This is a genomic window from Streptomyces sp. UNOB3_S3, assembly GCF_020740895.1.
In the GTDB taxonomy this organism is placed as follows: Bacteria; Actinomycetota; Actinomycetes; order Streptomycetales; family Streptomycetaceae; genus Streptomyces.
In genome coordinates this window covers 21,538-48,106 of record NZ_JAILXP010000002.1, presented here as the reverse complement: position 1 = coordinate 48,106, position 26,569 = coordinate 21,538, and the positions used below count along the sequence as shown (strand labels likewise).

Here is a 26,569-nt window from a genome sequence, read left to right as displayed (position 1 = left end):
GCAAGACGTCGGCAGAGCGGGGCTCGTGGACGGGTGACGACAGCACCGCCTTTAAGGTGTTGCGCATGCCGTTTCCCGTACATGCCCTTGCCCACCGGCCACTGACGACCGGGGCCGTCGCCGAACTCGTCGGCCTGCCGGCTGTGCCTCTCGTCGCCGACGGCTTCGACGCGGTCGATGACGAAGTACAGCGGCGGGGGTGGTCCTGGGAGGACGGTCTGGTCTGCGAGTCCTTCCGCACCGCGGACCAGTATGTGCTGTGTTGCGACAGTGTCAGCCCCTTCGGGGACCCCGACGCGCGGACGTTCCTCGTGTTCGGAGAGCTCTACCCCGTCAACCCGCACGACGAGAGCATGGCCAACGGGCCCTGGCTGTACGGCCTCATGGACCGCTGGCAGGAGCAGCCGGGCTGGAGCGGCCGCAGGCCCTGCACCGACCAGGACTGTGAAGCCGTACTCGCGCAGGCCGCGCAGATGGTGACCGCCCACCTCGGCGCACCCCCCGAGCGGACGGTGTCGTCCTCCGAGGCCCTGGTGACCGGGCCCGCACTCACGCACCGCATCTGGCGCACCCTCACCCACGCCCTGATCCTCGGACCGGCAGCCGACAACGGCCCCTACGGATACCTCACCCACCTGCAACTGTCCTGCACCCCCCTCTCCTGTGGCCCCGAACTGCCCTCCGCGGACGACGAAGACGGCCTGACCGAGTGGATAGCCGGGCACGTCGACTGGTGACGGCGTGCCGTGCCCGTTGTCGTCGGGGCCGTAGTACCCGCCGGCCTTACGGTCCCCGTGGCCGGCGCTGCCCCTACCTGCTGGGTGACTCGGGGAACTCTGCTGCCGGTCGTCGCACCGACCAGCTCCGGTGTGGCGGTGACGGCCTGCGGCGGTGACGGCCCGGCCGGGTCACCTGTACGCCCGGCGCCGCCGACCGGAATTTTCCGATTCAGTCCATCATGGTGGGCCGGTGACCACTTCTCCGGCCCCGACCGGGCAACCCGCGCAGGAGAAACGGCGCCATTCTGGTCGGACGGACTACGGGGGCGCGGTGTATGGCTCTCTGCTCGCGGCGTCCGTGGTGGCCACGGCCGGTAGTGTCGGTGGTTTCCCGCGGCTTCAGCTGATCGTGCTGCTGCTGGTCACGGGTGTGGTGTTCTGGGCGGCGCATGTGTACGCGCGGGTCGCCGGTGAGCGGGTCATCGGCAGGCCCCTTGACCACCGGGAGATGCGGCGGGCCGCGGGGCGCGAGTGGTCCATTGTGGAGGCTGCGGTGCTCCCCGCGGTGGCGGTGGCGGTCAGTCCGCTGATCGGCGTGGACCGGACCGGCACGGCCTGGCTGGCCCTGGCCGTGGCGGTGGCCCAGCAGGTCGCCTGGGCGACTCTCGGTGCGATCCGGGCGGGCGCGTCGCGCCGGATGGCGGCCGGGGAAGGCGTCATCAACCTGCTGCTCGGCCTCGTCATCGTGGCGGCCAAGGCCGCGCTGGGGCACTGACCTTCGCACCCCCGCCCCCCGATCAGGCCGGCGCCCCGGTCCCCCAGGCGCAGGGAAGTCGTCGTGGGGATGCGGTGAATCAGCGCTGAGCGGTGTCGAGCGGTGACTACGCTCCGGCCGGACCGGTGACGTTCGTGGAGGGGCAGGTGATGGCCCAGGCCGCCTCGATCATCCGGAAGATCTCGTCCACTGCGGCCTGCGGCTCGGCCGCCTCGCGAGCCAGCGAATAGGCGTCGATCGCGAACCTCGCGATCGTCCGGCAGACCGTAGTGCTCCGCGACAGGCCGGGATCGGCGGCGATGGCCGTTGCCGGCGTCTCCGCATGACGCAGTCTCATCGATTCCTCATAGACGCCGAGGAGCCCCATCCGGGCCCCGGCCAGATACGCATTGCTGTACGCGCGGCGGGCGTGAACCCCGTGGACTGGAGAAATCGTGAAGGCCAGTTCCAGAAGACCCACCCGATCGAGTTGCCCGCTGGCGTCGGGCAGGGCGCCTCCGGGGTGGTGGACGAGGTCGGTGAGGGCGTCGAAGGAGTCGAGGTCGGCGACCACGTGTTCGGCAGAGGCTCGAGCACTTATGCCGAGTTCGCCGTGCTGTCGGCCTGGGCCTGCATGCCCGAGGGGCTGACGTTCGAAGAGGCGGCCGGGTATCCCCCCGTGGTGGAGACCGCACTGCGTCTCATCCGCCAGGTCGGTGTGCGGCCCGGGCAGACACTGCTGGCCAGCGGCGCATCCGGGGGAGTCGGATCGGCGGTGCTGCAGATCGCCCGCGACCGTGGCATCACGGTGATCAGCACCGCCGGCGCCGCGAACCAGGACTACCTGCGCAGCCTCGGTGCCCTCGCCACAACCTACGGCGAGGGCTGGGTCGAGCGGGTGCGGCAGCTCGGCCATGTCGACGCGGTGTCCGCCCTGTCGACCGGGGTGCCGAGGGAGAAGCCGGGTCCTTCCTCATCGCCTCACCCGCTCTGTGAGTACTCGACGCCCGGCAGCATGTCTGCGAGGACAGCGCGGACACTGAATCCTTCGGTGGCCGGTCAGTCGGTGGTCGGGGCGTCCTCGAAGTAGGAATCGAGCGCGGTGTCCAGTTCCGTTGCCCATTGTTTGGGCTGACCCCGATGGGGTGCCTCGATGGTGGCGTTGTAGCTGCGGCGGCTGGTGGTGTGCACGGTGACGGTGAGTCGGCGGCCGAACCAGGGGGTACTCGTTTCCACCGCGCCGATCTCTACCCAGTCGAACTCGGCCGTTTCACTGTCCAGCCGGAATGTCACGCCGGTGCTGTCGACGGTGATCGAGCCGCGCCGGTCGGATACCTCGAAGACCGGGCCACCGGTCACCGGCCGCCGTTCGCTGTCGGAGACAGCCGCCTCCGTGTCCGCCTTCACCTCCGTGTCCGCTTCCGTCTCCGGTTCTGGCGCGGTGCTGGTGTCCGGTACGGCGTCCGCTGGTACCGCCGGACGCTCCTGCGCCTCGGCGGGGCGTGGCGGGGTCAGACCGGGGACGGACGCCGGGTCGGTTCCGGCGGCGTGCACGGGCGGGCTGTTCTGGCCGATGCGGTTCTCCACGGCGGGCAGTATGGCTGATGAAGCTGTGCGAGCGGTAGCCGGGCGTGGTTCGGCTACTGGTTCCACCCCCCCGTGGGGGCGTCTGTCCACATGTACCCTCGAAGGGCCGCAGGGCCCGGCCAACTGCCCCCTGTACACCGGTGCCGATGCAGTCCGCCCTCGCCGAGGCGTACGCCGTCGAGGAAGGCGGCGATGGATTCGGCGCCCGCGGCGGTGTGACCTGCTGCTTGTCCGGGCCCTGCCGACGTGGTTCGCGTACCCGGGCGCCACCCCGCCATCCCGAAACGCTGGGGGGCCGCCGGGAGAGTCAGCACGCCACGTCGGCCATGGAGCCTGTTCCCCGCGCACGCGGGGATGGTCCCCGGACGGTGCCCGCCATGGTGCCACCCACCGCCGCGATGACGTCTTCGTGATCTGGCGAGGCTTTAGGGCGTCAGTGCATCAGCAGCAGTCGTGTGTTGGCAGTGAGTTTGCGGTTGACGCTGGTGCTCTGCACGAAGATGGTGAAGTCGTCGTTGTGGTCGGGCTTGATGCGGATTTCCATGTCGGGCAGGCCGAGCAGGGCCCGGGCCTGGGGCCCTGTGTAGACCTGGTCGGTCTTCTTCTCCAGTACGGCGATCTGCTTCCGTGCCTGGATCTTCTCGGGCTTGCTCAGCTGGTAGAACGCGCCACCGGTGCGGTAGGTGTGCCCGGACTCGACGACCCAGTCCCGGATCGCCGCGTCACGAGCCACCGGAATCAGCTCGTACTCCGACGGGTTCACCGGGGTGAGGCCGGCCGCCTTGATGGTGTCCTTGTTGACCGCCTCCGCACCGGTGGAGAACACCGCACGCGATCCCCGGATACCGCGGGTGCGGCCCACCATGAATTTCTCGGTGGCCTCCTGAATGACGTGCCCGGCCTCCTCAAGGCCTTGTGTGCTGGTGGCGTCCCAGATGGCGATGTTGTCCTTCGGGAAACCGAACCGCATGGCCTCGTGCTTGCCCATCTGGTCCGGCACCAGGACGGCCAGCGTCCAGTTGTCCTTCTGCGCTCGGATCATCTCGGCCACGGCCTCGACCAGTTCCCGCGGATCCCCGGCAGGGGCGTCCGGGCGGCGATGGCTCGCGTTCTCCTGCCCGTCGGTGAGGACGAACGTCAGGAAGCTGTGGTCGCCGTACAGCTGAGCCGTCTGCGCGAGCTCCCGCTGCGACTTCAGCGCGGCCGCCAGCAGGGCCGTCATCCCGCCGACCCGGTACAGCTGCTTCAGCGACGGCATCCGCAGCACGTCCTTGTCGTAGATGACGCACTCCACCTTGTCTGCGAAGACGTACACCGTGACGCGGGTTTCCTGGTCCAGCTCCCTCGACCGGCGGGCGAGATACGCGATCTGCTGATCGGCGACTTCGACGACCTTGCGGCTCAGGTGCGACATGGACGAACTGGCATCCAGCACAAGAGCGACGTGATTGATGTAGTTCTGGTTCCCGGACATGACGGTGTCCCCCTCTTTCCGACTTGGTGCTCCCACCGTCTCACCCACCACTGACAATCGGCCCTGGATCCCGGACCGTACGAGAAGCCCCCTCGGTCAGGGGCCCAGCCCGGATGCGGCACGGGACCGTGGTGTGGCGCCAGCCCAGGCGCTTTGGGCAGTGTCTGCCGGGGTGGTGGCTGATGGACCGGCCAGCTCGCCCGCTGCCGCGGTGGCGGCCCATCTCACGCCATTCCGGGCGTAGGCCTGCGAGATTGGTCGTGAACCCGCCTTCCGCATCACCGGCGCCCCTTCCCCTCCCTGCAGTGCGCCCGTCCGGTCGTCCCATTCCGCGTGGCAACGCCACGCAGACGAGCAGCGAACCTAGCGCGATGCAGGCCGCGTTGACTCCCAACCCGGCCATCGGGCCCATCGGCCCCACCAGGGCGCCCCGACGGCGGACCCCACGGTCTCGGACAAATGGTCGACCATGCCCTGAAAGCACCTCAACGCTTACGGTGCGAACAAGGAGGAGCGAGAGGATCGGGAGGGCTTCGCCCGCTATTGTCGAGATGTTCACCCCTGACTACCGGGTGGTGCGCCACAACATGGTCACCACCCGGCGTCTCTGGGCCATCGGCCGCACTATTCCCTGCTCAGGCGGTCATCGCCAGTGATACGGCATATCGGCTCGCGCTGTCGGTCCACCACCGATCCAGTCGCAGGCCCGCCTGTGCCAGTTCGGAGCGGACGTCCTTCTGACGGAACTTGACCGATATACCTACATGTAGACGCTCTCCGGTCGCGAAGGGGACAGCACGGTCCAGCAAGGCGAGTGTGACAGTGTGGGAGCGGCGGGCCCGCAGCGCGTTCTCGATGCGACTCAGGTACGGGTTCCAGGTGACATCGTGGTCGAAGTCGCGGAGGCGGAAGTTCGCACCGAGTTCCCGGTTGAGGACCGTCAGGCCGTTCCTGACGAACGCGGCGGTGACTCCGGCGCGGTCGTCGTAGGCGGCCTTCAGGGTCGCCTCGTCCTTCACCAGGTCAGTGCCCAGGAGAAGTCCGTCGCCCCGGCGCATCTGGCTCCGGAGTGCGGCCAGGAACCGCTGTCGTTCGGCGGGACGGAAGTTTCCGTAGGTGGCCCCGAAAAAAGCGAACAGGACGGAAGCGGTCTGCGGGTCCAGGCCGAGCGGTGAGCTGAAGTCGGCGGTGCGCGGCTGGATGTCCAACTCGGGATAGACGGCACGCAGATTCCGCGTCATGTCCCGAAAGCTGGTGTCGCTGACGTCGACGGGAACGTACCGGTCCAGCGATCCAACCGCGCTCAGGGCGTCGAGCAGCAGCCGGGTCTTTCCGGCGGAGCCCGCGCCGAGGTCGACCAGAGTACGTGGACGGGCCCGGGCCGCGATGTCCCCGCCGTGCTGGGCGACGATCTCCCGTTCGGCCTCATCGATGTAGTACTCGGGCTGCTGGGCGATGGCCGTGTAGAGCGCGCTGCCGCAGGTGTCGTAGAGCCATTTGGTGGCGAGACGTTTGGGGGTGGCGATCAGCCCGGCGAGTAACTCACGGTGCTCGGAGGATACTTCCGTTCCGAAGGTTGCCGCGTTGGTGGTAGACAGGGGCATTGCGTCTCCCTCGTATGGGGGCCGAGGGCACTCTCAAGCGGTGTACGCCCAGATCAGCCAGTGGTATCCGGAGTCGGAGGTGTTCGCCCTGGCGGGGACCGGGGGCATCCAGGCGGCCGGTGGACTGCCGGGCTCGGGGCGTGCCAGGTCCTTGACCGTCCAGGCACGGGCCTGCCAGCCGTCGGCTGCGAGCCGCGTCACGGGATCCGTCCAGCCACTGGCCCACAGCACTCCGAGCTCGTCCAGACTCCTGAGGACCGGCGCGTAATGCGCTGCGGCGAACACATCGGGGTGCACGTGGTCGCACCACAGCCGGCTGCCGGGGGCCGACATGCCTCGAACGGTGCGCAGCAGCGTGTGACAGGCGTCGGCATCGAGGTAGGGCAGCAGCCCTTCCACGACCCACAGCGTCCGGGCCAGAGGGCCGCCGCCCCGGCCTGCGCCAGCCGCTGACTCCTGGCTTCCAGCAGGGCGGGAAGGTCGACCTCCATGTAGACCAGATCCGTGGGAAGCTCCAGCCGCAGGACCCGGGACTCCAGGCCCGCGGCCAGGGAGACCACTTGCCGCACACCGTTTTTAACGGCTGCTTGGACCACCTCGTCCCCCAGCCGAGCACGTACCGGAACGACCGGGTGGGCTGTCCAGCGGATCATGTGACCGTCGTGACTTCGGGTCGTTGGCATGAGCATGGGGCGGGGAGACTTAACGCATGAGGAGTGGGCCCGGCTGAATCCGCATCTGCCGAAGTCCGGGCAGCGAGGCAGCCGTTGGGCCGGCCACCGCAGGGTCATCAACGGGATCCTGTACCGACTGCGCACTGGGGTGCCATGGCGGGATCTACCTGCGCGTTTCGGTCCATGGAAGACGGTGTACGAACGGCACAGACGTTGGTCGGTGGACGGCACCTGGGAGGAGATCTTCGCAGCCGTCCTGGCCGACGCCGACGCTGAAGGCCGGATCTACTGGTCAATGGTGAGCGTCGATTCGACCTCCTGCCAGGCCCATCAGCACGCTGCTGGGGCTCGTAAGAATCCGCCACGAGTGCCAGGGAAAGACGCACGCCCCTGCAGCACCGCCTCGACGAGGGACTGGGACGCTCCCGGGGCGGCCTGACCTGCAAGATCCACCTCGCCGGTGAGGGTGGACGTCGCCCCCTGGCCCTGCTGATCACTCCGGGCCAGTGGGGCGACGCTCCGCAGCTCATCCCGGTCTTGGAACGCATCCGTGTCGGCCGCCTCGGTGGCGGACACCCGCGCACGCGGCCCGACCATCTCGGCGGCGACAAGGCGTACTCCTCCCGCCGCAACCGCCGCTACCTGCGACGACGCCAGATCAAGCACACCATCCCCGAACCGAAGAACCAGCGGGCCAACCGCCAACGAAGGGGCAGTAAGGGCGGCCGACCCGCAGGCTTCGACAGGACGATCTGCAAGCGAAGGAAGGAAGTTGAGCGGACGATCAACGCGTTGAAGAACTCCCGGGCCGTGGCCACGAGGTTCGGCAAGCGCGGCTACATCTTCCACGGCACCGTCACCGTCGCCTCCACTCGACTCTGGATCCGCCCATGATCTCCGCCGGATCTAGTTGCCGGTCGTGCCGTCGAGCATCTCGCGCAGGATGTCCAGGTGGCCGTTGTGGCGGGCCGTCTCCTCGGTGAGGTGGAGGAGGATCCAGCGCAGGTCGACGTGGAGGCCGTTGCGGACGGACCGCTGGGCCTGCTTGTCCAGGGCGCTCCCGGCGACCAGTTCGCGGTATCGGGCGCTCTGTTCGGCGTATTCGTCGAGCAACTGCGTGAGCGGGAAGTCGACGGCGATACGCATCTCGCGGTCGGGGTCCTCCTCGGTCCAGGGGCCCCGGTCTTCCTCGCCGAGGAAGACCACTTGGAACCAGTAGTACTCGACCCAGCGGAGGTGGTTGATCACTCCGCTCATGGTCATCAGCGGTGAGCCCGGCAGGAGCGCCTTGCGCGCGTTCTCCGCGGAGACGCCATCGCACTTGGCGAGGGCGGTGTCACGTGCGTAGTCGAGAAACGTGGTGAGCTGGGTGCGCTCGTCCCACGCGGATGGGGTGTCGTCGATTCTGGTCATCGCGCGAAGCGTCCCCGATCACCGCGACCGATGTCGAGGTATTTATCGACGGACCCAATCTGCTCCACCCAGCTCCTTGTCCGGCGGGTCGCTACAGCGATTCAGCGCCGACGGGCCGGCCCGGCATGATCCGCTGGACAGGCCCTAGGCACCATGGAGGGCCGCTCCTCTCTGGGTAGACCTGGGGCAGTCGTTGCAGCGGTGCTGGCCTGGTCATCCCTTCGAGGATCACGTGGAAGCTTTCGTCCAGGCACTGGCGGGCGATGACGTCGATCAGCCCGGGCGTTGCCCGAACCGGGCCGTCTGCCTCGCACAGAATCTCCCGGCGGACGGTGTCCTGGCTCACGATCGCCAGACCGCTGCCGTAGCACTCGCGGACGGCACGCGCAGCGGTGGTCTTGCCCGAGCCGGAGTTGCCGCGCAGCACCATCAGCCGGGTATCCGCTGCACCGACGAGTCCGTTCACGGGCAGCTCTCCTTCAACAGCAGTTCGAGGGCATCGCAGATGGTGACGACCGTCCGGTGCGGCCACGGCCCACCCGCTGGCGGCGGGCGGCTGTGCGAGCCCCACACGGCCGACAGCCCGGCCGCGAGTGCCCCGCCCACGTCCGCCGTGAGGGAATCACCGACCATGACGGCCCGCGGGCTCGGCTCGGCGTCGAGAGCCGCGAGGGCATGGCGGAAGATCCGCATGCGGCGCCGGTACTCGGCATGCAGCTCGTCGACGGTCCCGGACATGTTGAAGGTGTCCTTCATCAGTTCGAAGAAGGCGACCCTGCGGGAGGAGTACATCGGGTCTGTCTCCAGCGGCCAGCCGAGGGGCACCCCGCGTTCCCTGGAGAACTCCGTCGCCCATCGCGCGTACGTGCCGGCACGGTCCACGAGGCTGTCGTCGAGGTCGAACAGGCCCACCTTCGTCACATCGGTCACCGGCGCCCTTCGCTCGTCGTACCCGCCAGGCGGTCGAGCTCCGTCCCGATGGCGGACCGCAGGGCCTCGTGCTGCGGACCAAGAGCATGCTGCTGGTCCGTCCAGTGCCTGTGTGGGTACAGCCATACGGGCCGGCGGACGAGTTCGGCAGGCTCCCAGTAGTACCGCGGCCAGATATGGGCGTGCAGGTAAGGGTCCGCGTTACCGAGAATCTCCAGGTTCACCCGGCGGAACGCCGCATCGGCGCTGCGGCAGGCAAGCTCCACGGCTTCACCGAGGCGGTCCATGCCCTCCAGGAACCTCCGCCGACGCCGCCTCGGAAGGTCGGTAAGGCGCTGCACGCCAGGGTCGTCGACCAGGAGGACCGAGTAGCCGGGGAGGAACTGCGTGTCCCCGATCACCGCGAAGCCGGCCTCCAGGCGCCGCAACACCGTGGGGTTCTCACCCCGCAGCACACTGCAGATCCGGTCGCCGCGCCAGCCGGTGGTCTCCGCTGTGGTCAACGTCGTCTCCTTCGTGTAGTTCACGGCCCAATGGCGCCAGGGCTTGGCGCAGCCGCACAGACAGGGCGACCATTTCCTCCGACGGCGCTTTGATCACGCCGTTTTCGGCCATCAGGGCATGGAACTGCTGCTTCTCATACGGGACGCCCGGAGGGAGCCCCGCGATGTGCCAGTGAAGGTGAGCGTTGCCCTGCTGGCTGCCCAGCGAGTAGACGTACGTCCGCTCCGGCCGGCAGATCTCTTCCACGGCGAGGGCCACGCGACGGACGAACAGCATCAGCCGCACGTACGCGGGCTCGTCCAGGTCCCGGACGATATGCTCGACGTGCTGTGTGGGTGCGACGAGGACCTTCCCGGGAAGGGTCGGCCACCGGTCGAGGAAGGCGACATGCTCACCGTCCTCTGCGATCACGTGGTGCTCGTAGCCCGGGTCCCCGGAGAGGAGTGCGCAGATGAAGCACGGCTCCGTGCGGGTGCGCTGGGCGTAGGCGCCGAGGTCCATCGGCTCCCGCACAGGCCCACGGCCGGGCTGTGGTGATGGTTCATGCATAGGCGTCGCCCAGGTAGACCGTGCCCCGGCCTGGGGCGGCGGCGAAGGCGTCCGTGATGACGGTCGGCAGACACGGAGGCAGCGTGCGCAGCCCGGCGATCTTGTCCAGCGCGACCCACTCGATGCCGAGCTGTACGGAGTCCTGGGCGGGCCCGCCGAGCCTGCGGCTCCTGGAGAATGCGGCACCGAAACATCGCGTCGACCCGGTGCCCCGCACCGGACAGCATCCGGTGCCCCTCCGGGTGGTTGCCCTGGATGTACTCGCGCACCACCACCAGGCCCTCAGCCTTCACCCGCACGCCCGTCTCCTCGAACACCTCCCGCTCCGCACAGGCCGCCAGGGTCTCCCCGGCCTGCTGGCCGCCGCCGGGCAGCCACCAGGTCCCCGGGCGCGGCCAGTCCCCCCGCACCAGGAGCACGTGCTCGTCCCGTACCACCAGGCCGCTTGCCGCGATCCTGATCCGTCCTTGATCCGTCACAAGACTTCTCCTCTCGCTGGTGCCCTCGTTGAGCTCGAAGCCCGACCGCCTCGTGCGAGCTGACCGAAGGCGCCTGCCAGGTGATCCGTGCGGCGGGCTGCCGTCTTCAGCAGCGCCGGGGCCAGAGGATTACGTCGGCTCACCGGGGTCAGCCAGTTGTGCCGCAATCGACTCCTCCAGCTCAGTCATCGTGCGCCGGGAGGCACCGGCCAGGTCGACGTCGTACAGGTAGGCGAGAATCAGCACCGACCACAGGCAATCGGCCAGCTCGTGTTCCAGCGCCGCGCGCCCTCCCGGGGCCTGCCGCGCCCCCTCCTCGGCCATGATCAGTTTGGCGAGGTCGCCGACATCCCCCATGAAGCCGACGAGGAACTCGTCTCGCCGCCAGACGCGCCGCTCGCGGCGGTTCAGCTCGTCATACAGACCGTGGATCTCCACTGCTCGCTGCTGCATCTCGGCAAGGTCCACCGCAGCTTCTCCTCACGGACGTGCTTCTCGTCGGGGAATCGACGTGAACCGTGTCCGGGCAGTTGCGCAGCACGGGCGCGGCGGCGCTCTTCCGGCCATGTGCGGTTACCGGACCGCGGAGCCTTGGGCGGGCCGCCAGGGCAGGAGTTCGGTGAGCGATTGCCGGGCTGGAGCCGGAAGGCCGAGTTTCTCCCGGGCGGCGCGGAGGGCGGCCAGGGTGCGCCGGGCGTTGCCGGGGTTCATGTGGTGGGGGAGGAGCGCGGGTTCGACGCAGCGGACGCCGGTGACTTCCTGCTCCGGCAGACGTATCCGGGTGAAGTCGTCCTCGGTCAGGGTCCCGCCGTCGAACACGTAGATCACCTCGCCGGGAAACCCCTGCGGGTAGCCAGGGGCGCTGGGAGGCACCCAGTCGATGGCCAGGGCCCGGGAGAAGCTGCGGGCGAGGCCGAGCTCCTCGCGGGCCTCGCGCGCGACAGCGAGGGAGGGCGATTCGCCGGCGTCGATGGCTCCGCCTGGAAACAGACGTGCGGCACGGTAGTCGACGTCCTCAAGGACCACGCGGCCGCGACTGTCGGTGAACAGAGCCGATACGCGACTCCACAGCGCGTTGCGACTGCCCACGTACTGGGCATCCGTCATCCTGGGCCGCCCTGGGCTGGGGTTCTCGTCGGAGTCCTGGTTGAGCAGAGCCATGAGCGACGTCCCTTCGAGCCGGTGGGTGGTTTGTCCGACAGGGTGGCGCGGTCAGGGCATGCGCGGGAGAGCGTGCAGGAGCGCGGCTGCGCCGTCGTGCAGGAGCTGCTCGGCGGCGCGGCGGCCCACGGCGTCGGCCTGGTGCACCGCCCCGGTGGCCTGGGTCTGGATGGCGGTGTGGCCGTCCGGGGCGAACACCGCGGCGTGGACGGTCACCGTGTCGCCGGTGAGGATGGCGTGGACGGAGGCCGCGGTCATGCAGTTGCCGCGCAGTGCCGCCAGGGTGGCACGTTCGGCGGCGAGCGCGGTGGCGGTGGCCGGGTGCGTGATCGGTGCGAGGAGGTCGCGGATCATGGTGTCGTCGGTGCGGTATTCGGCGACGACCATGCCGGCGCCGGAGGCCGGCAGCCACAGCGCCGGGTCGAGGATCTGCGTCGCGCGGTGGGTCTGGCCGAGGCAGTGCAGGCCGGCGTAGGCGACGAGCAGCGCGTCGAGTCCGTTGCTGCCGTCGTCCAGGCGGGCGATTCGGGTGTCGGCGTTGCCGCGGACGAGCACGGGCTCCAGGCGCGGGTGGCGCTGACGGAGCTGGGCGATGCGGCGCGGGGCACTGGTCCCTACCCGGGCTCCGTGCGGCAGGTCGGTGAGAGCGATGGGCGGCCTGCCGGAGGGGAGGACGAGGGCGTCGCGGACGTCGCCGCGCTCGAGGGCCGCGCCGATGCTTACACCCGGCTGCCGGTCGTGCGGGCTGGGCAGGTCCTTCACACAGGAGACGGTGACGTCCACCTCCCCGTCCAGCAAGGCGCGGTCCAGGGCTTTGACGAACGAGCCTTTCCCGCCGATGCGGGAGAGGGGACCGTGGTAGCGGTCGCCCTGTGAGGCCATCGTGGTGATCTCGAAGCAGATGCCGGGGTGGGCCTTGGACAGCAGTTCCACGCACCAGTCGGTCTGCCAGCGAGCCATGGGGCTGTTGCGGCTGCCCACCCGCACGACGGTTGTGGTCTTCACGCTTCCTCCCCAGCGGCCGGAGGCGTCGTCGCGGTGCCGGGCGGCAACGAGGGATGGAGCACGGGGATCTCCTTCGGTGGTGGCGTGTGGGGGTCGAGGGTGAGCGCGCGGAAGTCCGCGCGGCACGGGGGTAGCGCGGCGCACAGCAGCAGGACCACGGCGATGCCGGTGAAAGTGATGTTCAGGCCGAACCGAACCGCGGTCTGGCCGGCCAGGAGGTAGGCGGGCGGCAGGAAGACCAGTTGGACGGCCGTGTTCAGGGACAGGACGCGGCCGAGGCGGTGCTGCTCGACGATGCGAGGGAGCAGAGTGTTGAACGAGACGGCGGAGATGTTCAGAGCGGCCCCGGCCGTGACGATCGCGGTGAGCAGGACGGGCAGAGGCGCGGCCGCTGCCATGGCGGCCATCGGCATGGCCATGGCCGCCGAGACGGCCGCGGCGACCGGGCAGAGCCGGCGCGGGGACCACAGCATGCAGGCGAGGGCGCCGAGGACGAGCCCGGCGGTCCACCCGGTGGCCATCAGCCCGTACCCGGCGGGCCCGCCGAGGTGAGCCTTGGCATAGGCGGGGCCGAGGAGGACGTAGCCGACCAGCCACAGCGGCACGGTGACGCAGCCCTGGAACGACCACAGCATCAGCCACCCGTGCGCACGGAAGGCCCGCCATCCGTCCTGGAACCCGGCCCACGCCGTGGCCGGTTCGGTCGTGGCCGACGTTGAGGTCTCGGGCAGCTGGGCCAGGAGGACGGCGGCGACGAGGAACGTCACCGCGTCGAAGGCCACCGCGTAGCCCGGCCCGGTGAGCGCGATGAGCGGCCCGCCGACGACGGGGACGAGGACCTTGATGCCGTTGAACGCCGTCTGCGCGAGCGCGTTCGCCTGCTGGAGCAGCCCAGGCGCCACCAGGGAGGGCAGAGTCTTCTTCGTGGCCGGGTCGAGGAACGCGGTGACCATCCCACTCGCCGCCGACAGCCCGGCAAGGGCGGGGACCCCGGCGTGACCGGTCAGAAGCAGCACGGAGGCGACGATTTGCAAGGCCGCGAGGGCGATGTTCCCGGCCGGCAGGACCGGGGCGCGCGGGTATCGGTCGGTGGCGACGCCGCCGATCAGCGCGACCAGGAGCTGCGGCAGGCACCCGGCCGCCAGGACCTCGCCCAGCGCGGCCGCTGTGCCGCCGACGTCCAGGGCGGCGAACGCCAGGGCGACCGGCGCGATGGCGGACCCGGCAGCCGAGAGCACCCGCGCGGCCAGGAAGATCCGGTAATAGCGATCGCGCCAGGGAGCCGCGGCAACGCTGGCGTGGGCCCGCCACCCGCCCGGGGCCGTGGACGGCACGGCCGTCACCCATCCGCCTCTTCCGGCGAGGCCGCTGCCTGGTAGGCCGAAGCCTGAAGAGTGAACATCTCGCGATACTCGCCGGGTTGGCCGTCGTCGGTGGTGTGGTTCATCAGGTCCTGGTGGGTGCCGGATTCGATGATGCGCCCGTCGCGGAAGACGTAGATCATGTCGCAGCTGGTCACGCTGCTGAGGCGGTGGGAGATCAGGACGGTGATGCGGTCCCGGCGGCGCTCGCCGTGGCCGCCGTGGAGGACGGCCTCGTAGACAGCATGCTCGGCACGGGCATCCATGCTGGACGTCGGCTCGTCCAGCAGAAGAACGGCGGCATCCTGGTACAGGCCCCTGGCCACAGCGACTTTCGCCCAGTTGCCACCGGAGAGTTCCTGCCCGTTTTTGAAGCGCTTGGACAGCGGGGTGGCCCACTGCTGGGGCAGGCCGGCGATGACTTTGTCCGCGCCCGATTCGGTCACGGCGGCGAGGGCCCGCTGCGGGTCGGCCTCCGTGATGGTCCCCGCGCCGATCGTGACATTCGCCAAAGCCGACAGCGGCCAGGCCACCGGGTCCTGGAGCACCATGGCGACCTGAGCCTGGATGCTCTCGGCGTCGACCTCCCGCACCTCCACCCCGTCCCAGCAGATGCTGCCTTGCGTGGGGGCGTACAGCCCCGCCAAGAGCTTGGCCATGGTCGACTTGCCCGACCCGTTCGCGCCGACGAACGCCACCGTGGAACCGGCCGTCAGCGTCATCGACACACCGCGCAGCGCGGCCCGGTCGGCCTCGGGGTAGGTGTAGTGGACGTCGGTGACGGTGATGGTCTTCACCCCGTCCGCGAGGCACCGGCCCGTGCGGTGCGGCTGCAGGGCGCGGCAGCGCTCCAGATGCCGCTCCAGGTCGTCGATCCACAGAGCATGCTCGTAGATCTGATGCATGGCCAGCACGACGCTCACCAGCGTGCCCCGGCTGGAGCGGATCGCCAGGAACGCCCCGCCGCCCGCCGCCAGCGGCATCCACCCCGTCGCCGTCATCCACCCCAGTGCCGCATATGTGGCACCGACCGCCAGACCGCCCACCGCGCGTCCCCACAACGCGACGTTCGCCTCCTGCCGCCCCAGCCGCGCATCCTCCGTCTCGATCCGCCGTGCGAAGCGCTCGTGCTCCTCCAGCAACGCCTGCTGCGCCGTGGACGCACGCACTTCCGGAGCGGAGTCCCGGTCGAGAAGGAGCCAGGTGAACAGCCGGATACGGCGCTGGAGCGTGCTGTACCGGCTGTGGGAGAGGAACTGTGCCCGAGCAGAGCGCACCGCCGCGTACCCCTGAGGAATCACCGAGAGCACCAGAAGAGGGAGTAACAGCGGGTGCAGGATGGCCAGGACGCCGGCGGCCCCGGCCAGGCCGAGGACAGCGTGTGCGAGCTGGACCATCTGCGGTACGGACTGGCGCATGTAGTACAGGCCGCGATCGTTGGCCTTGTTCGCCTCGTCGGCGAACGCGGCGTCATCCACCGCTTCCAGCCGCACATGGCAGCTCAGCCGCAAGAGCTCCTGCTCCACCGCGCGCCGGACCTTCGGCGTGAGAGCCGCTTGCCCGCGGGCGACACCGAAGTCGAGCAGGCCCTGCGCCGCCATCAGTCCGGCGACCAGCGCGAGGGAGGGAAGGGCGTGGTGGATGCGCTCGGAGGTCGCGCCCTGGGCGAAGAGGGCGGAGAGCGCGCTCACCGAGGCCAGCAGTCCGAAGGCGCTCATCAGCGATGAGGCGACCTGGAACACCACGACCATGACCGTGGCCCGCGCGTCGGCCCGGTAGGCCAGGGCGAGTATTCTGCGGCTGATCGCCGGCAGCCGGCCGAGAATCCGCCACACACTGGTCCGGGCGGCTTCCCCCTCCCACTGCATCCAGTACGCGTTCTTCAGCTCGTCACCGACCTCCCCGCCATCCGGCGCCGCCGCAGCCCTCTGCGGAGGCAGCGGCAACAACGGGCCGTGGCTCGGACGGGGACCGGGGACTTTCGCCCCGTGATGGTTCTGCGACCCGTCGGTGTGCGTGTCACTCACCGCGCTCCCCCTCAATCTCGTTGATGGACCCAGCCAGCGTGGGCAGCTCCCAGGCGAGCTCGGCCGTGCCTGCGCCGGCGGTGATGTACTGCCGGCCATCGGAGACGAACTCCAGCCGGTACCTCTCCGGTCGCCCGGCGCGCTCCCAGCGCGCGTACACCTCACACACCTTGTCCCACACCGGCCTTTGGCCCACCTCCTCGACGTCCCCGTCGGGGCCGACGATGGCCCAGGAGTCCTCCTTCGGCGCGATCAGGGTCAGGCGCTCAGCGGAGAAGTCCCGGACCAGCCCCGGCACCAGGTGAGCCAGCGCCAGCCAGAACGCCGCCGACGTGATGCGCCCGCCCCGCATCCGCCCGCGCACCTGGCCCTCGAGTGCTTCTCCGTCGCGCTGAGCGAGCACGGAGGCGCCGCTGTAGATGAGCTCGAGCCACTCCCGCCGGTCGTCCGGGTGCGCACCGTCCAGCAACTCCAGCACCACCGGCTCGGGATACCCGGCATCCCGCCGCACGTAGGCCTGCGGCAGCAGCACCTCCCGCCGCACTTCCAGCAGTGCCTTCCGCAGCAGCGAGTCGGATATGACCTCCTGTTCTTCCGGACGACGCACCATGGCCTGTCGCGCCTGCGCGGCCTCGGCCTCCTGGGCCACGGTCCGGGCGGGCGAAGCGGGGGATGGAAGGTATTGGGACACAGCAGCCTCCAGCAAGGGTCCTTGTGGGTGGTCGAGCCAAGTGCCGATCAGCGCCAGGGCATCACTCGTCCAGGCCCGGTGGGCCGCCGACGGCGCCGGGGCATTGCCGCCGGGGGCGCCAAGCCACGTCCGTGTACGGCCAGCCGTTCGCGATGCCCTCCAGCGCCGCGACCGTGTACTCCACCGTCGGGTCAGGAAGCGCGTGCAGCGGCCACCACCGCCACTCCACACACCGGTCCGGCTCCATCAGCCGTGGCTCGCCGTGCCACCGGTGAACGCGGAAGAACAGCTGCAACCGCGGCACGGCCTCGGCGTCGTCGGTGTCGAGCAGGTGCACGGTGTGTACAAGCTCGAGGTCGGGCTCGATGACGGTGACGCCGAGCTCCTCGCCGGCTTCCCGCACCGCACAGGCTCGAACGCTCTCCCGCTCCACATGCCCCGCTGGAACGTGCCAGACATTCGCTGCGAACAGCGCGTCCGGCGGCCGCAACCCCAACAGAACATGGCCTCTGTGTTCGAATAACAGGTGCGCGCCGACGATGTTCGGCAGAAACGACATGCTCTCCCCTCTCCTCCGGCACGATCGCGCCCCGGCGTCCGCGCGGCTACCTCGACGTGATGCGACCCGTTCACCGGGCCACTCGCGACGGCACGACCACGGGCGCGGCGCTCTTTCAGGGCCACGCTCGCCGCCTCGAAGTCCACCCGTTCAGCGTCGAATGCGCAGGCGAAGAAACCGTCAACCGCGCCTGCGCCCCTGGCCGGTTGTCAACGGGGGCGAATTCGAACGCGTTGAGCAGGGTGGCGGTGTCAAGTGCGGGAACACGAGACCTCCATGGGGGAGCGGTCGAGGGTGGGCGTCCGGAACAACGCTGCTGACCAGAAGCCCGTCACGGGCATGGGAGGGCGAAGTCGGGAACGAATGTTCGATGATTGCGCGCATCTCAAGGCTCGCCTGGGCTTCGAGGGATGATGGCGTGTTCGAGGTCGCCCGCATGAGGCGGCTCACCCTTGTGAGGGATTGTGTCGTTCGCGCACACGATCGCATTCGGATCCCCGGCTGGGTCAGGCCCATCATCACGGGTTGACGCCTGCGGGCGCGAGGGAACAGCCGGGCTCGCGCCTCATGCGGTGTCGGCACAGCTACGGCCGTATGGCCGGGTACAGATCCCGGTCGCCGTCCGGCAGACAAGGGCTGTGGTCTGCGTATCGCCGATGAGCGCGTAGCCCCCTATACGCCCGGCCATTGATAGGACTCCGCTCTGCGCCTCCCCTGGGCCTGATGGCCCCGGGACAGCACGTCACAGGTGTGGATTCTGGCGGTCGGCACGATGGACGGAGCCAGATCAGCAGAGGTGGGTGGTGGTTTCGACGGCGTCGGCCAGGTGCCGGGCCTGGTCGGGGATGACCCCGCGGCCCCCGGCACGGTCGATAGGATGCCCGCACCCGGCCGCCGTGTCGACGGCCCCGCGTCCAGCGAAGGGACCTCGAGTTGAGCCAGCACCGTGCCGTCCGTGCGGCGGTGTTCTCGGCCGGGTCCTGGGGTACCGCGTTCGCCAAGGTCCCGGCCGACGCCGGCAGCGACGTCGTCCTGCACGCCCGCCGGGGCGAGATCGCCGACGCGATCACCACCCGCCACCGCAACCCCGCCTACTTCCCGGACATCGACCTGCCGCCGAACCTGACGGCGACGACCGATCCGGCGACCGCGCTGGACGGCGCGGACTACCTCGTGCTCTCCATCCCCGCCCAGACCCTGCGCGACAACCTCGCCGCCTGGGCGCCGCACATCGGCCCGCGCACCGTGATCGTGTCCCTGATGAAGGGCATCGAGCAGGACACCGGCAAGCGCGCCAGCGAGGTCATCGCCGAAGCCACAGGCGTACCGGCAAGCCGCATCGCGGTGCTCTCGGGCCCGAACCTCGCCCGGGAGATCGTCACCGGCCGGCCCGCGGCCGCCACTATCGCCTGCCCCGACCAGGAGGCCGCCCGCCGCCTCCAAACCGCCTGCAACACCTCGTACTTCCGCCCCTACACCAGCACGGATGTCATCGGCTGCGAGCTGGGCGGCGCGGTGAAGAACGTCATCGCGCTCGCCGTCGGTATCGCCACCGGCATGGGCCTGGGCCACAACACCGCGGCCATGCTCATCACCCGCGGCCTGGCGGAGACCACCCGCCTGGCCACCGCCCTGGGCGCCCACCCGGCCACCCTCGCCGGACTCGCCGGCCTGGGCGACCTGGTGGCCACCTGCTCCTCCCCGCTCTCCCGCAACCGCACCTTCGGCACCCACCTCGGCGCCGGCATGACCGTCGCCCAGGCAACCGCTGTCACCCGGCAGACCACCGAAGGCGTCAAGAGCGCGCAGGCCATCCTCGGCCTCGCCCGCGACCGCCAGGTCGAGATGCCGATCACGGAAGTCGTCGCCGCGCTGCTGCGCGAAAAGGTCACCCTCGACGAGGCCGTCGCCGCGCTCATGCAGCGGCCCCCCAAGCCCGAGCGCTGACCCCGCGCCCGGTCGCCGGCGCGCACCCCATCACTCCTCCCGTCCCCGGAGGCTTCCTGTCATGCACGCATCCACAGTGCTGTCCGCGCTCCAGCTCGCCATCACCGCCGCCCTGGTGGTGTGGATGGCTACCCCGGCTTCACCCGTCCGCCCGGCAGCCGGCTGGGCTGGGCCATGTTCTGCTGCGGCACCTTCACCATCGTCTCGCTCACCGGCACCAAGCACGGCCGGACCGAACCGGTCAACGTCTACGCGCGCCTCACCCCGGGCAGCTTCCTCCCCGGTCCGGCCGGCCTCCAGACCATCACCATCTACCTCATCCGCACCGGCACCTACGACCGGATCGACGGGCACGGCCGCGTCCTGTCCGCCACCGGCGAGCAGCCCCTCGAGGTCAGGAACAGCCGTGTCGTGGTTTCTTGACGCCCTCGCCTCCGGCTTCCAGCACCCCACCGACCCCGCCCGCCTCCAGGCATTCCGCATCATCTTCGGCGTGGTGTGCACGGCGCGGTTCACCCTCGCCTTCGGCCAAGGAGGCTGGAACCGATTCACCGCCGGCTCGCTCACCCTCTACATATCCGAACACCGCTTCGGCCCCGGCCGGGCCCGACTCCTCGCTCGCGCCTACCGGCCCGGCACCCGCCTCGCGCTCGTACTGGTCCTGGCCGGGGCCACCATGGAACTCCTCTACTACCTCAAAAGCCCCAACTCCATCCGCTACGCCCTGCTGACTGCACCTGCCTCCTGCTCGCCGGTGACCTCGGCCACGGCCTGCGCATCGAGCACGGCCTGAGCACAGCGAACACCTGGCCACAGTGCCTCCTCGTACTGCTCACCACCGACATCTACTGGAACAGCGCCTGGCAGAAGTACCGCTCCACCCAGTTCCGCAGCGGCCTCTACCTCGCCCAATGGATACACACCTACACACAGGTCAAAGACCAGCTCCCCCACCGGCGCCAGCACACCATCCCCAAAATTGTCCTCCGCCACATGGGAAACCTCACCGACCGGGACATCCGCCTCTGGCACCTGATCGCGCTCACCGTCATCGCGACGGAGGTCGCCCTGCCTCCCGCGCTGCTCATCCTCCAGACGGCGCCGTATACCATCGGCGGGAGTTACCGGCGGGGCGAAGGGGAGCGGACGAGGCTGGGCGCCGTGCCCGTATCGTGGTGATCATGTACACGTACAGGCAAAGGGTGCGCGCCCGGGTTGTGGTCGCCTCCCTGACCATGGTGCTCGCGGCTGTCACGATGACCACCGGCTGCGGCTCGGACGGAGGGTCCGGGACGTTCCCGGCCGAAGGGCCCGCCAAGCGGACCGCTGCACCTGAGCTCGCCGAGATGATCCTGGACGCCAAACGGCTCGAGCCCGCGCTGCCGGATCAGTTCAGCGTCCCGGCCGAGCTGGACCAGTCCCGTAACCGGAAAGCCTGGGACTCCGGGGATCCGGCCATCTGCCAGTCCGAGGAGTGGCCGCCGCAGTGGTGCTCGCAGGCGGTCGCCCTCGGCATTGCCGCGTACACCAACGGGCGGGACCAGGAGTTGTCGGTGCGGCTGATGTCCTTCCGCACGCCCGAGCAGGCGTCGGCGTTGTTTGCCGGCAAGGGGACCGCGGACGAAGGGAAGATCGCGCCGGGCGACGAGGCCGACGACTTCGAGATCCCGCCGAGCCAAGGGTGGCAGGGCCGCGGTATGAACGTCCGGCAGGGCTCGGTGGTCGCTCGCATCAAGTACACCTGGAAGCAGGGGGCAAACGTTCCCTCCGACAGGATCAAGCCCATCACCGCCATGACGCTTGAGCGGATCAAGCAGGCGCTGCACGGCCAGATGCCGACCGCATCGGCCCGCTAGCCACAGGAGGACGGGGACGGCCGGGCCTGCGTCGTCGGGTTGCGGCGGCTCGGCCCTCGCCGTGCTGGAGAGCTACGCAGGGATCTCCGGGCGTTGCCTGCGTGGGAACAGGATGCGGGACGGCGCGCTATTGCGTGCAGAAGATGCAGGCGTCCCAGTGTGGCAGGGCATTGAGCACGCGGTGCTGTACGCACGAGGCCATGGCCGCCTCGTGCGGTCCTGGGAAATCCGTGGCAGTGCCCGGGCGGTCCGGTGGCTCGAAAGCCTGCACCATGGAATGGAAATCGCGCAGGTAGCCCGGGGCGCGGGCGGGTTCGTAGCGCAGTTCCTCCCAGCGGTGCCGGCTCAGGGCGAGTCCGACGGTGCGGAGCACGAACTCCTTGTTCCGGGCGCGTTCCCGGGGAGTGGCGCCCCAGTCGATGTCCTCGAGATCGAATCCGACCATTCCGCGGCCCATGATGTTCTGGTCCTGGAGCGTAAGGAGGGCGGCGAACCGGAAGTCCCAAGGGGCCCGGACGAGGTCGGAGACTGCCAGTATCAGCAGGTCGATGAAGACGGCTGTGGCGTTGTTGTTGAGGTTGAGGTCGTAGTCTCCGCCGCTGAATGTGTTGCTCATGGCGTCACCCTAGGCTGGCAGCAAGGGCAGGGGTGGTCAGCGGCGGGCCCCGGCTGACTGCGGACGGAGCAGGCTCGCGTCGGTCCCTCAGGACGGGAGGGGATGCCCGGCCAGAACATCGCGCACGGCCTCAGCGTCGACGGAGGTTCTCGTCAGGAGCGCGGCGTCGGCAGGGGTGCCGAAGCGTGTGAGGGCGAAGCAGTAGCCCTGGCAGGCGAACGGGTGCAGCCCCGCCCGGCGGATGTTCTCCGGTGCATTCTCGGCGACGGTGCGCGCCTGGACGCGGTGGTGGCGCAGGAACAGCAGCACCTCGGACTGCTCCTCCGGGCCGAGGCCGTCGAACCACCCGATGCCCTCTGGCATCGGGCGCAGATCCTGTGCGAGCTCGTTGAGCAGGATGTCGCGTTCGTTCATGGTTGTCTCCCGTGGGACATACGGCGCTCCGTCGCGGTGATCAGGATTGCGAGCAGTACTGCCAGATCGGTCGCGCCTTCGGTGTCGTCGGCCCAGCGGGTGGTATGCAGCGGGTGTACCTGGTCGAGGGGGACGCCTTCGCGTGCCAGGACGAAGGCCAGCGCCAGCAAGGCCGCGCGGGCGTTGCCGTCCTGAAACGGATGGAAGAAGAGGATGTCGAGGTAGGTTCGGGCGGCGCGTGCGGGGAGGGGCAGATCCGGTTGAGTGCTCTCGGACAGACAGCGCTCGAATCGCGCCCGTGTATCGGGTGCGAGGCCGTAGCGCTCCCGTCCGCCCTTCGCGAAGGCCGGCATCGTGCGGAAACGGACGAGGTCGTGACTCAGCGCGGCCGCTGCCACTTCGCCATGAGGGCGAAGGTCAGCTGCCTGCCATGCTCCGCGTCATCGACGGCCAGGTCGAGGGCGGTCAGGACCCGCGTGGTTCCCTCGGCGTCGCGGCCGCCTCGCGTTGCCATGAAGAACTCCCGGAAGCCATCGCGGGCCGGTGTTCCAGAGGCGGGGCGTGTGCCGTGCCAGGATGGCCAGGAGATCTCCGTCCGGATGAGCAGCCAATCGGCAAGGGCGTCCTTCGGCTGGCGGGGACCAGGCGTCATCTGAAATCGCCCATGCCTGTGGCGAACCGCGAGCTCACCGCGTCGACCACTGGAGCGTCAGGTGCGATCCAGCTGTCGAACCGGCCGCCAACCGCATTCTTGACGATTTGCTGGGCCTGGCCCTCGTCGATGCCGTTGGAGGCGAGGAACCATTGGAGGACCTGCATACAGTGCCCGTACCAGCTGCTCTCGGCCTGGGTGCGGTCGGCCACCACGGTGACCAGGCGTGTACATGCCCGCTCCCAGTACCAGCGGTCCGTCGAAGACGCCGGGGTGTTCTCCGGTGGAACCAAGGCCGCGAACCGCTCCGCCAGGTCCTCCAGCCAGCCACGCCATTCCCGAAGGGCCTCAACAACCAGCGGGGCAGTGGCATCCGGGGTAGTCACGGAGTGGGACGAACAGCACCACACCTCGACGACGCCTCCGTCGACATCACCCTCGCCGACCGACCAGTTCCATCCACAGGCCCACCGACCGTACCGCTCCACCAGGAACTCGGTGATGGATCCAGCGAACGCCAGCGATCCTCCCGAGCGACGTCAGCGCTCGGCAGCAAGGGCGCGACAAGGCCCGCCAACTCCTCCGCCGCATCGTCGCCCATCTCGAACCGGTATCGAGCCGGATCCACATCTGCCCACGTCAGGGAATGCGCCCACAGTTCACTCACCCGTCCCACTCTGCCGTGCGCAGCCACCCTGACTCCACTCCATATCGAGTGGCCGCCCCATCGGCGGGAAACGACCTCGGTCAACTGGGAAGCGGTCCTCAACCGCTCCTGTCCCGCCTGGCCAGCGGTACTCGTGAACACTCCTTGGCCGTCACCGCGAGACAGGAGACGATGAGGGGAAGAACTGGTGAAGGAGCGAAGGTGACCTCTGTCCGTGAGATCGAGATTCTGGCCGATGGCGCGCATGCCGGGCAGACCGACAAGATCGGGGTGCCGTACATCGAGCACGTCCGGGCAGTGGCCGCCGGGCTCAGCCCCTTCGGCGACGAGCTCGTCATGGCGGGCCTGCTGCACGACCTCCTGGAAGACACGGACTGGACCGCCGAGCGTCTGCGGAGGACGGGGGTGCCGGCCCGGGTCGTCGAGATCGTCGAGACGGTGACCAACCGGGCCGGGATGGCATACGACGAGAAGATCCGCCGTATCACCGCCGACCCCCAGGCCACACTCGTGAAGATCGCGGACAACGCGCACAACTCCCACCCCGACCGCACCGCGCAGCTTCCCGTCGGCAAGCGGGAGCGCCTCGCGGCGAAGTACCGCTCTGCACGCGCCACACTGTGGCCGGCCGCGAACCGCGACGACATCGAAGCCATCGTCCGCATCGTCAACCCGTCGCTGCTCGTCGAGCTGGACGCCCACACTGACCCCGTCGGCCTGCACGGAGATCGTCCCGTGTCTCTGCAGACGGCCTCCAGCTCGGCCGCGCCTAGGCCGTTTCCTTCGGATCATCCGATTGTTGGTCTGGCGTGTCGCTGACTGACGCGCAGTGGGCGCGGATCGAGCCGCTGCTGCCGGACCGGACTCCTCGGCGGGGTGGGCGGTGGCGGGATCACCGGCAGGTGATCGACGCGTCCGGCACAAGTCTGACCCGGCCCTCCAGGCCGCCGCGCGGGAGCGGCTGGAGGGCCTGCGGCTGTGCGGCTGAGGTCCCAAGCCGGTGCGGAGAACCTGTACTACCTGGACGAATCCGGTTTCTCCCCGACCCTGCCCACCGCATACACCTGGGCCCCCACTGGAGTACGGGTCGTCGTCAAGCGCGAGGACACCAACAACCGCCGCGTCAACGTGCTCGGCGCGCTGAACGACACGGGCCCGGAACGAGACCTGCTGTGGACGGCCATCGAGCACCGGATCGACGCGGCGATGGTGCTCGACTTCGTCTGCACCCGCATCGCCCGCCTGCCCGGCGGCGCGGAACAGCTTGCCGGACCACCGCCCGGCTGGCAGCGCCACCGGCCGTGCACCGTCGTGCTGGACAACGCCTCCATCCACCACGGCAAGGTCTTCAAAGGACGGCGCACAGAACTCGCGGCCATCGGAGTGCATCTGTTCTACCTCCCTCCTAGAACACCGGAGTTGAACTGCATCGAACGGTTATGGCGCTCGGTGAAGTACCAGGACATGCCCGTCCGCGCCTACACCACCAGCCAGGAACTGCACACCGCCGTCGACCGGGCCCTGGCACGGCGAGCAACTGCGTTAGGGCGTGTCCGGTAGGGCGTGCTGCTGGTGACGCACCGGACGGTATCCATACCGCTCCAAGACAGTTCCGCGTCGGTCAGTTGGTGCTGATTGCCGCGATGAGGCGGGTGGCTATGCCGGGCGTGCCGCCGCTGTCGAGGGCAGCCGTGCCGTAGCCGTAGACGACGCGGCGGTTCAGGTCAGGTGTGGCGAAGGCCGCGCTGCGGTAGCCGAGGTCGCCTCCCGTCTTGCCCCACATCACCGAGCTGTCCGGGAGCGGAACGGACATCAGGACCGTGCTGAAGCAGGCAGAGCCCTTCTCGGAGCCGGTGTTGCAGTGGGAGCCGTCCGCGTAGGGTAGCGGCTTGCCGTTCGCGTCGCGCGGGAGGGCGAACAGTTCGGCGGCCTGGGCTGGGCCCAGAAGGCGGCCGCTGAGAAGAGCGGTCATGAAACGGTCGAGGTCGGCGGTCGTGGAGATCATGCTGGACGGGAGGCCGCCTTGTTCATTGACATCGACCTGCTCACCCTTGCTGGTCGGCATGTATCCGGGCACGTACGGGCCCGGTATCCGCGTGGTACGGACCGGGGCGGAGGTCTCCTTCATCTTCAGGGGCACCAGGATGCGGGTGGTCACCTCGTGCTGGAAGGAGTGGCCGGTGAGTTTCTCGATGAGCTCGCCGGCGATGCGGTAGCCGAGGGAGTTGTACTCCTGCTTGGTCCCAGGTGCGAACCGCGGGCCCGGCCAGTTGCGGCCCTCGGGCCGCAGCGTCTGCTGGACGATCTGGTCGAAGGTGTAGAAGCCGAAGCGGCCTTCGACGACCTCGTCCTGGGATGGTGCGGGCGCGCCGTCGAAGTCCTGGGGCAGGCCGCTGGTGTGGTTGAGCAACTGCCGTACGGTGATGGCGTCGAAGGTCTCCGGCAGCAGGCCGGGCAGGTAGTGCTGCACGGCTTCGTCGAGGTTCACCCGACCCTCGGCGGAGAGCTGGAGCAGGATGACCGCTTCCATTGGCTTGGCGATGCTGCCGATCCGGAAGTGCGCGTCGGGCGTGACTCGCTTGCCGGTCACGACGTCACCGGACGCACCCCGCCAGGTATGCCCGGATTTGTACACCTGGGCGACGGCACCGGCCATGCCGTCACCCGGGTGGACCACCACCGCCTCGCGCAGCGCCGCATTCAGTTTCGCGGGTGTATGCGTGACCGGCGTGGCCTGTGCGGACGCGCCCGCCGCCAGGGACAGTGACACGGTGGCAGCAGCCAGGGCCAGGGCCGAAGAGTGACGCATAGGGACTCCGATCAGGTGAGGAATGAACTTCCTGAAGTCTCCCGAGCGAAGATCATCTACTCATCCGGGACAGTCCCGAGCCCACCCTGACGCAGCCCTGAGCCCATCTCAGGGGTA

Annotated in this window: 32 protein-coding genes and 5 pseudogenes; 12 read left to right on the top strand and 25 right to left on the bottom strand. The window is 69.3% G+C overall.

The genetic code is table 11. The annotated features are described in order from the left end of the window. Window positions 1–65: 65 nt before the first annotated feature. The gene (locus K6I33_RS00575; RefSeq protein WP_229347105.1) at window positions 66–737 is read left to right on the top strand and encodes a hypothetical protein; all 672 of its coding nucleotides are present in this window, start codon (window positions 66–68) and stop codon (window positions 735–737) included. Between the two features lie 232 nt (window positions 738–969). Continuing rightward, a complete protein-coding gene (locus tag K6I33_RS00570; RefSeq protein ID WP_374282792.1) occupies window positions 970–1,494 on the top strand; it encodes a hypothetical protein in 525 nt (174 codons plus the stop codon). Window positions 1,495–1,600: 106 nt separating this feature from the next. Here K6I33_RS00570 and K6I33_RS00565 read toward each other — a convergent pair. Beyond that, window positions 1,601–1,843, bottom strand: a pseudogene (locus K6I33_RS00565) (TetR/AcrR family transcriptional regulator); the annotation flags it as partial. On the opposite strand from K6I33_RS00565, the pseudogene K6I33_RS00560 reads away from it, so the two are divergent. Then, a pseudogene (locus tag K6I33_RS00560) lies at window positions 1,817–2,431 on the top strand (alcohol dehydrogenase catalytic domain-containing protein); the annotation flags it as partial. The pseudogenes K6I33_RS00565 and K6I33_RS00560 sit on opposite strands and share 27 nt — an antisense overlap. Before the next feature lie 101 nt (window positions 2,432–2,532). On the opposite strand, the gene K6I33_RS00555 reads toward K6I33_RS00560, so the two are convergent. The 5 genes and pseudogenes from K6I33_RS00555 to K6I33_RS36515 all read right to left on the bottom strand — a co-directional run. Further along, window positions 2,533–3,060 carry a hypothetical protein gene (locus tag K6I33_RS00555; protein WP_229347101.1) on the bottom strand — a complete coding sequence of 176 codons (528 nt, stop codon included), beginning with the start codon at window positions 3,058–3,060 and terminating at the stop codon, window positions 2,533–2,535. 433 nt (window positions 3,061–3,493) lie between these two features. Continuing rightward, window positions 3,494–4,534 carry a vWA domain-containing protein gene (locus tag K6I33_RS00550; protein WP_229347099.1) on the bottom strand — a complete coding sequence of 347 codons (1,041 nt, stop codon included), beginning with the start codon at window positions 4,532–4,534 and terminating at the stop codon, window positions 3,494–3,496. A gap of 635 nt (window positions 4,535–5,169) precedes the next feature. Further along, on the bottom strand, window positions 5,170–6,138 hold the full coding sequence (gene egtD / locus K6I33_RS00540; protein WP_229347097.1) for an L-histidine N(alpha)-methyltransferase: 969 nt from the start codon (window positions 6,136–6,138) through the stop codon (window positions 5,170–5,172). Between the two features lie 33 nt (window positions 6,139–6,171). Continuing rightward, window positions 6,172–6,537, bottom strand: a complete 366-nt coding sequence (locus K6I33_RS00535; protein WP_229347089.1) for a hypothetical protein — start codon at window positions 6,535–6,537, stop codon at window positions 6,172–6,174. Window positions 6,538–6,575: 38 nt separating this feature from the next. Beyond that, a pseudogene (locus K6I33_RS36515) lies at window positions 6,576–6,791 on the bottom strand (class I SAM-dependent methyltransferase); the annotation flags it as partial. Between the two features lie 34 nt (window positions 6,792–6,825). On the opposite strand from K6I33_RS36515, the gene K6I33_RS00530 reads away from it, so the two are divergent. Beyond that, window positions 6,826–7,706, top strand: a protein-coding gene (locus K6I33_RS00530) for an IS5 family transposase (protein ID WP_229347151.1) whose coding sequence is annotated in 2 segments (ribosomal slippage) — window positions 6,826–7,189 and window positions 7,189–7,706 — 882 coding nt in all. Because the reading frame shifts where the segments join, the coding sequence is not laid out codon by codon here. Window positions 7,707–7,718: 12 nt separating this feature from the next. Here K6I33_RS00530 and K6I33_RS00525 read toward each other — a convergent pair. The 13 genes from K6I33_RS00525 to K6I33_RS00465 all read right to left on the bottom strand — a co-directional run bounded on the left by K6I33_RS00525 (window position 7,719) and on the right by K6I33_RS00465 (window position 17,491). Beyond that, window positions 7,719–8,225, bottom strand: a complete 507-nt coding sequence (locus tag K6I33_RS00525; protein ID WP_229347087.1) for a DinB family protein — start codon at window positions 8,223–8,225, stop codon at window positions 7,719–7,721. A gap of 91 nt (window positions 8,226–8,316) precedes the next feature. After that, a complete protein-coding gene (locus K6I33_RS00520) occupies window positions 8,317–8,691 on the bottom strand; it encodes a hypothetical protein (protein ID WP_229347084.1) in 375 nt (124 codons plus the stop codon). Beyond that, window positions 8,688–9,155 (bottom strand): HAD family hydrolase, encoded by a 468-nt coding sequence (locus tag K6I33_RS36210; RefSeq protein WP_229347081.1) that lies wholly within the window; start codon window positions 9,153–9,155, stop codon window positions 8,688–8,690. The genes K6I33_RS00520 and K6I33_RS36210 overlap by 4 nt, the downstream gene beginning before the upstream one ends. Then, entirely contained in the window at window positions 9,152–9,658 is a 507-nt protein-coding gene (locus K6I33_RS00510; protein WP_229347079.1) for a diadenosine tetraphosphate hydrolase, read from the bottom strand. The genes K6I33_RS36210 and K6I33_RS00510 overlap by 4 nt, the downstream gene beginning before the upstream one ends. Further along, window positions 9,597–10,160, bottom strand: a complete 564-nt coding sequence (locus K6I33_RS00505; protein ID WP_229347078.1) for an HIT family protein — start codon at window positions 10,158–10,160, stop codon at window positions 9,597–9,599. The genes K6I33_RS00510 and K6I33_RS00505 overlap by 62 nt, the downstream gene beginning before the upstream one ends. Then, window positions 10,067–10,618, bottom strand: a complete 552-nt coding sequence (locus K6I33_RS36510) for an NUDIX domain-containing protein (RefSeq protein WP_374282800.1) — start codon at window positions 10,616–10,618, stop codon at window positions 10,067–10,069. Before K6I33_RS36510 ends, K6I33_RS00505 begins: the two co-directional genes overlap by 94 nt. 198 nt (window positions 10,619–10,816) lie before the next feature. Further along, complete coding sequence (locus K6I33_RS00495) at window positions 10,817–11,155, bottom strand: nucleotide pyrophosphohydrolase (RefSeq protein WP_229347067.1); 339 nt, start codon at window positions 11,153–11,155, stop codon at window positions 10,817–10,819. A 105-nt stretch (window positions 11,156–11,260) separates the two neighbouring features. Further along, window positions 11,261–11,848, bottom strand: a complete 588-nt coding sequence (locus tag K6I33_RS00490) for an NUDIX hydrolase (protein WP_229347065.1) — start codon at window positions 11,846–11,848, stop codon at window positions 11,261–11,263. A gap of 51 nt (window positions 11,849–11,899) precedes the next feature. Beyond that, window positions 11,900–12,853 (bottom strand): hydroxymethylbilane synthase, encoded by a 954-nt coding sequence (gene hemC / locus K6I33_RS00485; protein ID WP_229347063.1) that lies wholly within the window; start codon window positions 12,851–12,853, stop codon window positions 11,900–11,902. After that, on the bottom strand, window positions 12,850–14,196 hold the full coding sequence (locus K6I33_RS00480; protein WP_229347052.1) for an MFS transporter: 1,347 nt from the start codon (window positions 14,194–14,196) through the stop codon (window positions 12,850–12,852). The genes hemC and K6I33_RS00480 overlap by 4 nt, the downstream gene beginning before the upstream one ends. Beyond that, complete coding sequence (locus K6I33_RS00475) at window positions 14,193–16,241, bottom strand: ABC transporter ATP-binding protein (RefSeq protein WP_229347050.1); 2,049 nt, start codon at window positions 16,239–16,241, stop codon at window positions 14,193–14,195. The genes K6I33_RS00480 and K6I33_RS00475 overlap by 4 nt, the downstream gene beginning before the upstream one ends. After that, the gene (locus K6I33_RS00470) at window positions 16,234–16,932 is read right to left on the bottom strand and encodes a hypothetical protein (RefSeq protein WP_229347048.1); all 699 of its coding nucleotides are present in this window, start codon (window positions 16,930–16,932) and stop codon (window positions 16,234–16,236) included. The genes K6I33_RS00475 and K6I33_RS00470 overlap by 8 nt, the downstream gene beginning before the upstream one ends. A gap of 61 nt (window positions 16,933–16,993) precedes the next feature. After that, window positions 16,994–17,491: an NUDIX domain-containing protein gene (locus tag K6I33_RS00465; RefSeq protein WP_229347046.1), complete on the bottom strand. Its 498-nt coding sequence runs from the start codon at window positions 17,489–17,491 to the stop codon at window positions 16,994–16,996. 933 nt (window positions 17,492–18,424) lie between these two features. On the opposite strand from K6I33_RS00465, the gene K6I33_RS00460 reads away from it, so the two are divergent. The 5 genes from K6I33_RS00460 to K6I33_RS00440 all read left to right on the top strand — a co-directional run bounded on the left by K6I33_RS00460 (window position 18,425) and on the right by K6I33_RS00440 (window position 21,294). After that, on the top strand, window positions 18,425–19,438 hold the full coding sequence (locus K6I33_RS00460; protein WP_229347044.1) for an NAD(P)H-dependent glycerol-3-phosphate dehydrogenase: 1,014 nt from the start codon (window positions 18,425–18,427) through the stop codon (window positions 19,436–19,438). 120 nt (window positions 19,439–19,558) lie between these two features. Continuing rightward, window positions 19,559–19,861 (top strand): hypothetical protein, encoded by a 303-nt coding sequence (locus K6I33_RS00455; protein ID WP_229347042.1) that lies wholly within the window; start codon window positions 19,559–19,561, stop codon window positions 19,859–19,861. Next, entirely contained in the window at window positions 19,845–20,231 is a 387-nt protein-coding gene (locus K6I33_RS00450) for a hypothetical protein (RefSeq protein WP_229347036.1), read from the top strand. The genes K6I33_RS00455 and K6I33_RS00450 overlap by 17 nt, the downstream gene beginning before the upstream one ends. Before the next feature lie 200 nt (window positions 20,232–20,431). Beyond that, complete coding sequence (locus tag K6I33_RS00445; protein ID WP_229347034.1) at window positions 20,432–20,617, top strand: hypothetical protein; 186 nt, start codon at window positions 20,432–20,434, stop codon at window positions 20,615–20,617. Further along, the gene (locus K6I33_RS00440; RefSeq protein WP_229347032.1) at window positions 20,614–21,294 is read left to right on the top strand and encodes a hypothetical protein; all 681 of its coding nucleotides are present in this window, start codon (window positions 20,614–20,616) and stop codon (window positions 21,292–21,294) included. Before K6I33_RS00445 ends, K6I33_RS00440 begins: the two co-directional genes overlap by 4 nt. 127 nt (window positions 21,295–21,421) lie before the next feature. Here K6I33_RS00440 and K6I33_RS00435 read toward each other — a convergent pair whose 3' ends face one another. The 5 genes from K6I33_RS00435 to K6I33_RS00420 all read right to left on the bottom strand — a co-directional run bounded on the left by K6I33_RS00435 (window position 21,422) and on the right by K6I33_RS00420 (window position 23,362). Then, window positions 21,422–21,910, bottom strand: a complete 489-nt coding sequence (locus K6I33_RS00435; RefSeq protein ID WP_229347023.1) for a hypothetical protein — start codon at window positions 21,908–21,910, stop codon at window positions 21,422–21,424. Between the two features lie 87 nt (window positions 21,911–21,997). Then, window positions 21,998–22,324, bottom strand: a complete 327-nt coding sequence (locus tag K6I33_RS00430; RefSeq protein WP_229347021.1) for a DUF5958 family protein — start codon at window positions 22,322–22,324, stop codon at window positions 21,998–22,000. Continuing rightward, on the bottom strand, window positions 22,321–22,722 hold the full coding sequence (locus K6I33_RS00425; protein ID WP_229347018.1) for a Fic family protein: 402 nt from the start codon (window positions 22,720–22,722) through the stop codon (window positions 22,321–22,323). The genes K6I33_RS00430 and K6I33_RS00425 overlap by 4 nt, the downstream gene beginning before the upstream one ends. Then, a complete protein-coding gene (locus tag K6I33_RS35890; RefSeq protein WP_275126596.1) occupies window positions 22,704–22,838 on the bottom strand; it encodes a hypothetical protein in 135 nt (44 codons plus the stop codon). The genes K6I33_RS00425 and K6I33_RS35890 overlap by 19 nt, the downstream gene beginning before the upstream one ends. A 134-nt stretch (window positions 22,839–22,972) precedes the next feature. Further along, entirely contained in the window at window positions 22,973–23,362 is a 390-nt protein-coding gene (locus K6I33_RS00420; RefSeq protein ID WP_229347009.1) for a hypothetical protein, read from the bottom strand. 452 nt (window positions 23,363–23,814) lie between these two features. Here K6I33_RS00420 and K6I33_RS00415 point away from each other — a divergent pair. The 3 genes and pseudogenes from K6I33_RS00415 to K6I33_RS00405 all read left to right on the top strand — a co-directional run. Beyond that, window positions 23,815–24,336, top strand: a pseudogene (locus tag K6I33_RS00415) (HD domain-containing protein); the annotation flags it as partial. 116 nt (window positions 24,337–24,452) lie between these two features. Next, a pseudogene (locus tag K6I33_RS00410) lies at window positions 24,453–24,554 on the top strand (transposase); the annotation flags it as partial. A gap of 67 nt (window positions 24,555–24,621) precedes the next feature. After that, on the top strand, window positions 24,622–25,203 hold the full coding sequence (locus K6I33_RS00405; RefSeq protein ID WP_229347007.1) for a transposase: 582 nt from the start codon (window positions 24,622–24,624) through the stop codon (window positions 25,201–25,203). A gap of 61 nt (window positions 25,204–25,264) precedes the next feature. On the opposite strand, the gene K6I33_RS00400 is transcribed toward K6I33_RS00405, so the two are convergent. Then, complete coding sequence (locus K6I33_RS00400; protein ID WP_229347005.1) at window positions 25,265–26,452, bottom strand: serine hydrolase; 1,188 nt, start codon at window positions 26,450–26,452, stop codon at window positions 25,265–25,267. Between the last annotated feature and the right edge of the window lie 117 nt (window positions 26,453–26,569).

Excerpts from the sequence above, each read along its gene's own strand:
- K6I33_RS00575 (WP_229347105.1), top strand. The coding sequence starts at position 66 with ATGCCGTTTCCCGTACATGCCCTTGCCCACCGGCCACTGACGACCGGG.
- K6I33_RS00550 (WP_229347099.1), bottom strand. The coding sequence starts at position 4,534 with ATGTCCGGGAACCAGAACTACATCAATCACGTCGCTCTTGTGCTGGAT.
- egtD (WP_229347097.1), bottom strand. The coding sequence starts at position 6,138 with ATGCCCCTGTCTACCACCAACGCGGCAACCTTCGGAACGGAAGTATCC.
- K6I33_RS00525 (WP_229347087.1), bottom strand. The coding sequence starts at position 8,225 with ATGACCAGAATCGACGACACCCCATCCGCGTGGGACGAGCGCACCCAG.
- K6I33_RS00505 (WP_229347078.1), bottom strand. The coding sequence starts at position 10,160 with ATGGACCTCGGCGCCTACGCCCAGCGCACCCGCACGGAGCCGTGCTTC.
- K6I33_RS00490 (WP_229347065.1), bottom strand. The coding sequence starts at position 11,848 with ATGGCTCTGCTCAACCAGGACTCCGACGAGAACCCCAGCCCAGGGCGG.
- K6I33_RS00465 (WP_229347046.1), bottom strand. The coding sequence starts at position 17,491 with ATGTCGTTTCTGCCGAACATCGTCGGCGCGCACCTGTTATTCGAACAC.
- K6I33_RS00445 (WP_229347034.1), top strand. The coding sequence starts at position 20,432 with ATGGGAAACCTCACCGACCGGGACATCCGCCTCTGGCACCTGATCGCG.
- K6I33_RS00435 (WP_229347023.1), bottom strand. The coding sequence starts at position 21,910 with ATGAGCAACACATTCAGCGGCGGAGACTACGACCTCAACCTCAACAAC.
- K6I33_RS00430 (WP_229347021.1), bottom strand. The coding sequence starts at position 22,324 with ATGAACGAACGCGACATCCTGCTCAACGAGCTCGCACAGGATCTGCGC.
- K6I33_RS35890 (WP_275126596.1), bottom strand. The coding sequence starts at position 22,838 with ATGGCAACGCGAGGCGGCCGCGACGCCGAGGGAACCACGCGGGTCCTG.
- K6I33_RS00400 (WP_229347005.1), bottom strand. The coding sequence starts at position 26,452 with ATGCGTCACTCTTCGGCCCTGGCCCTGGCTGCTGCCACCGTGTCACTG.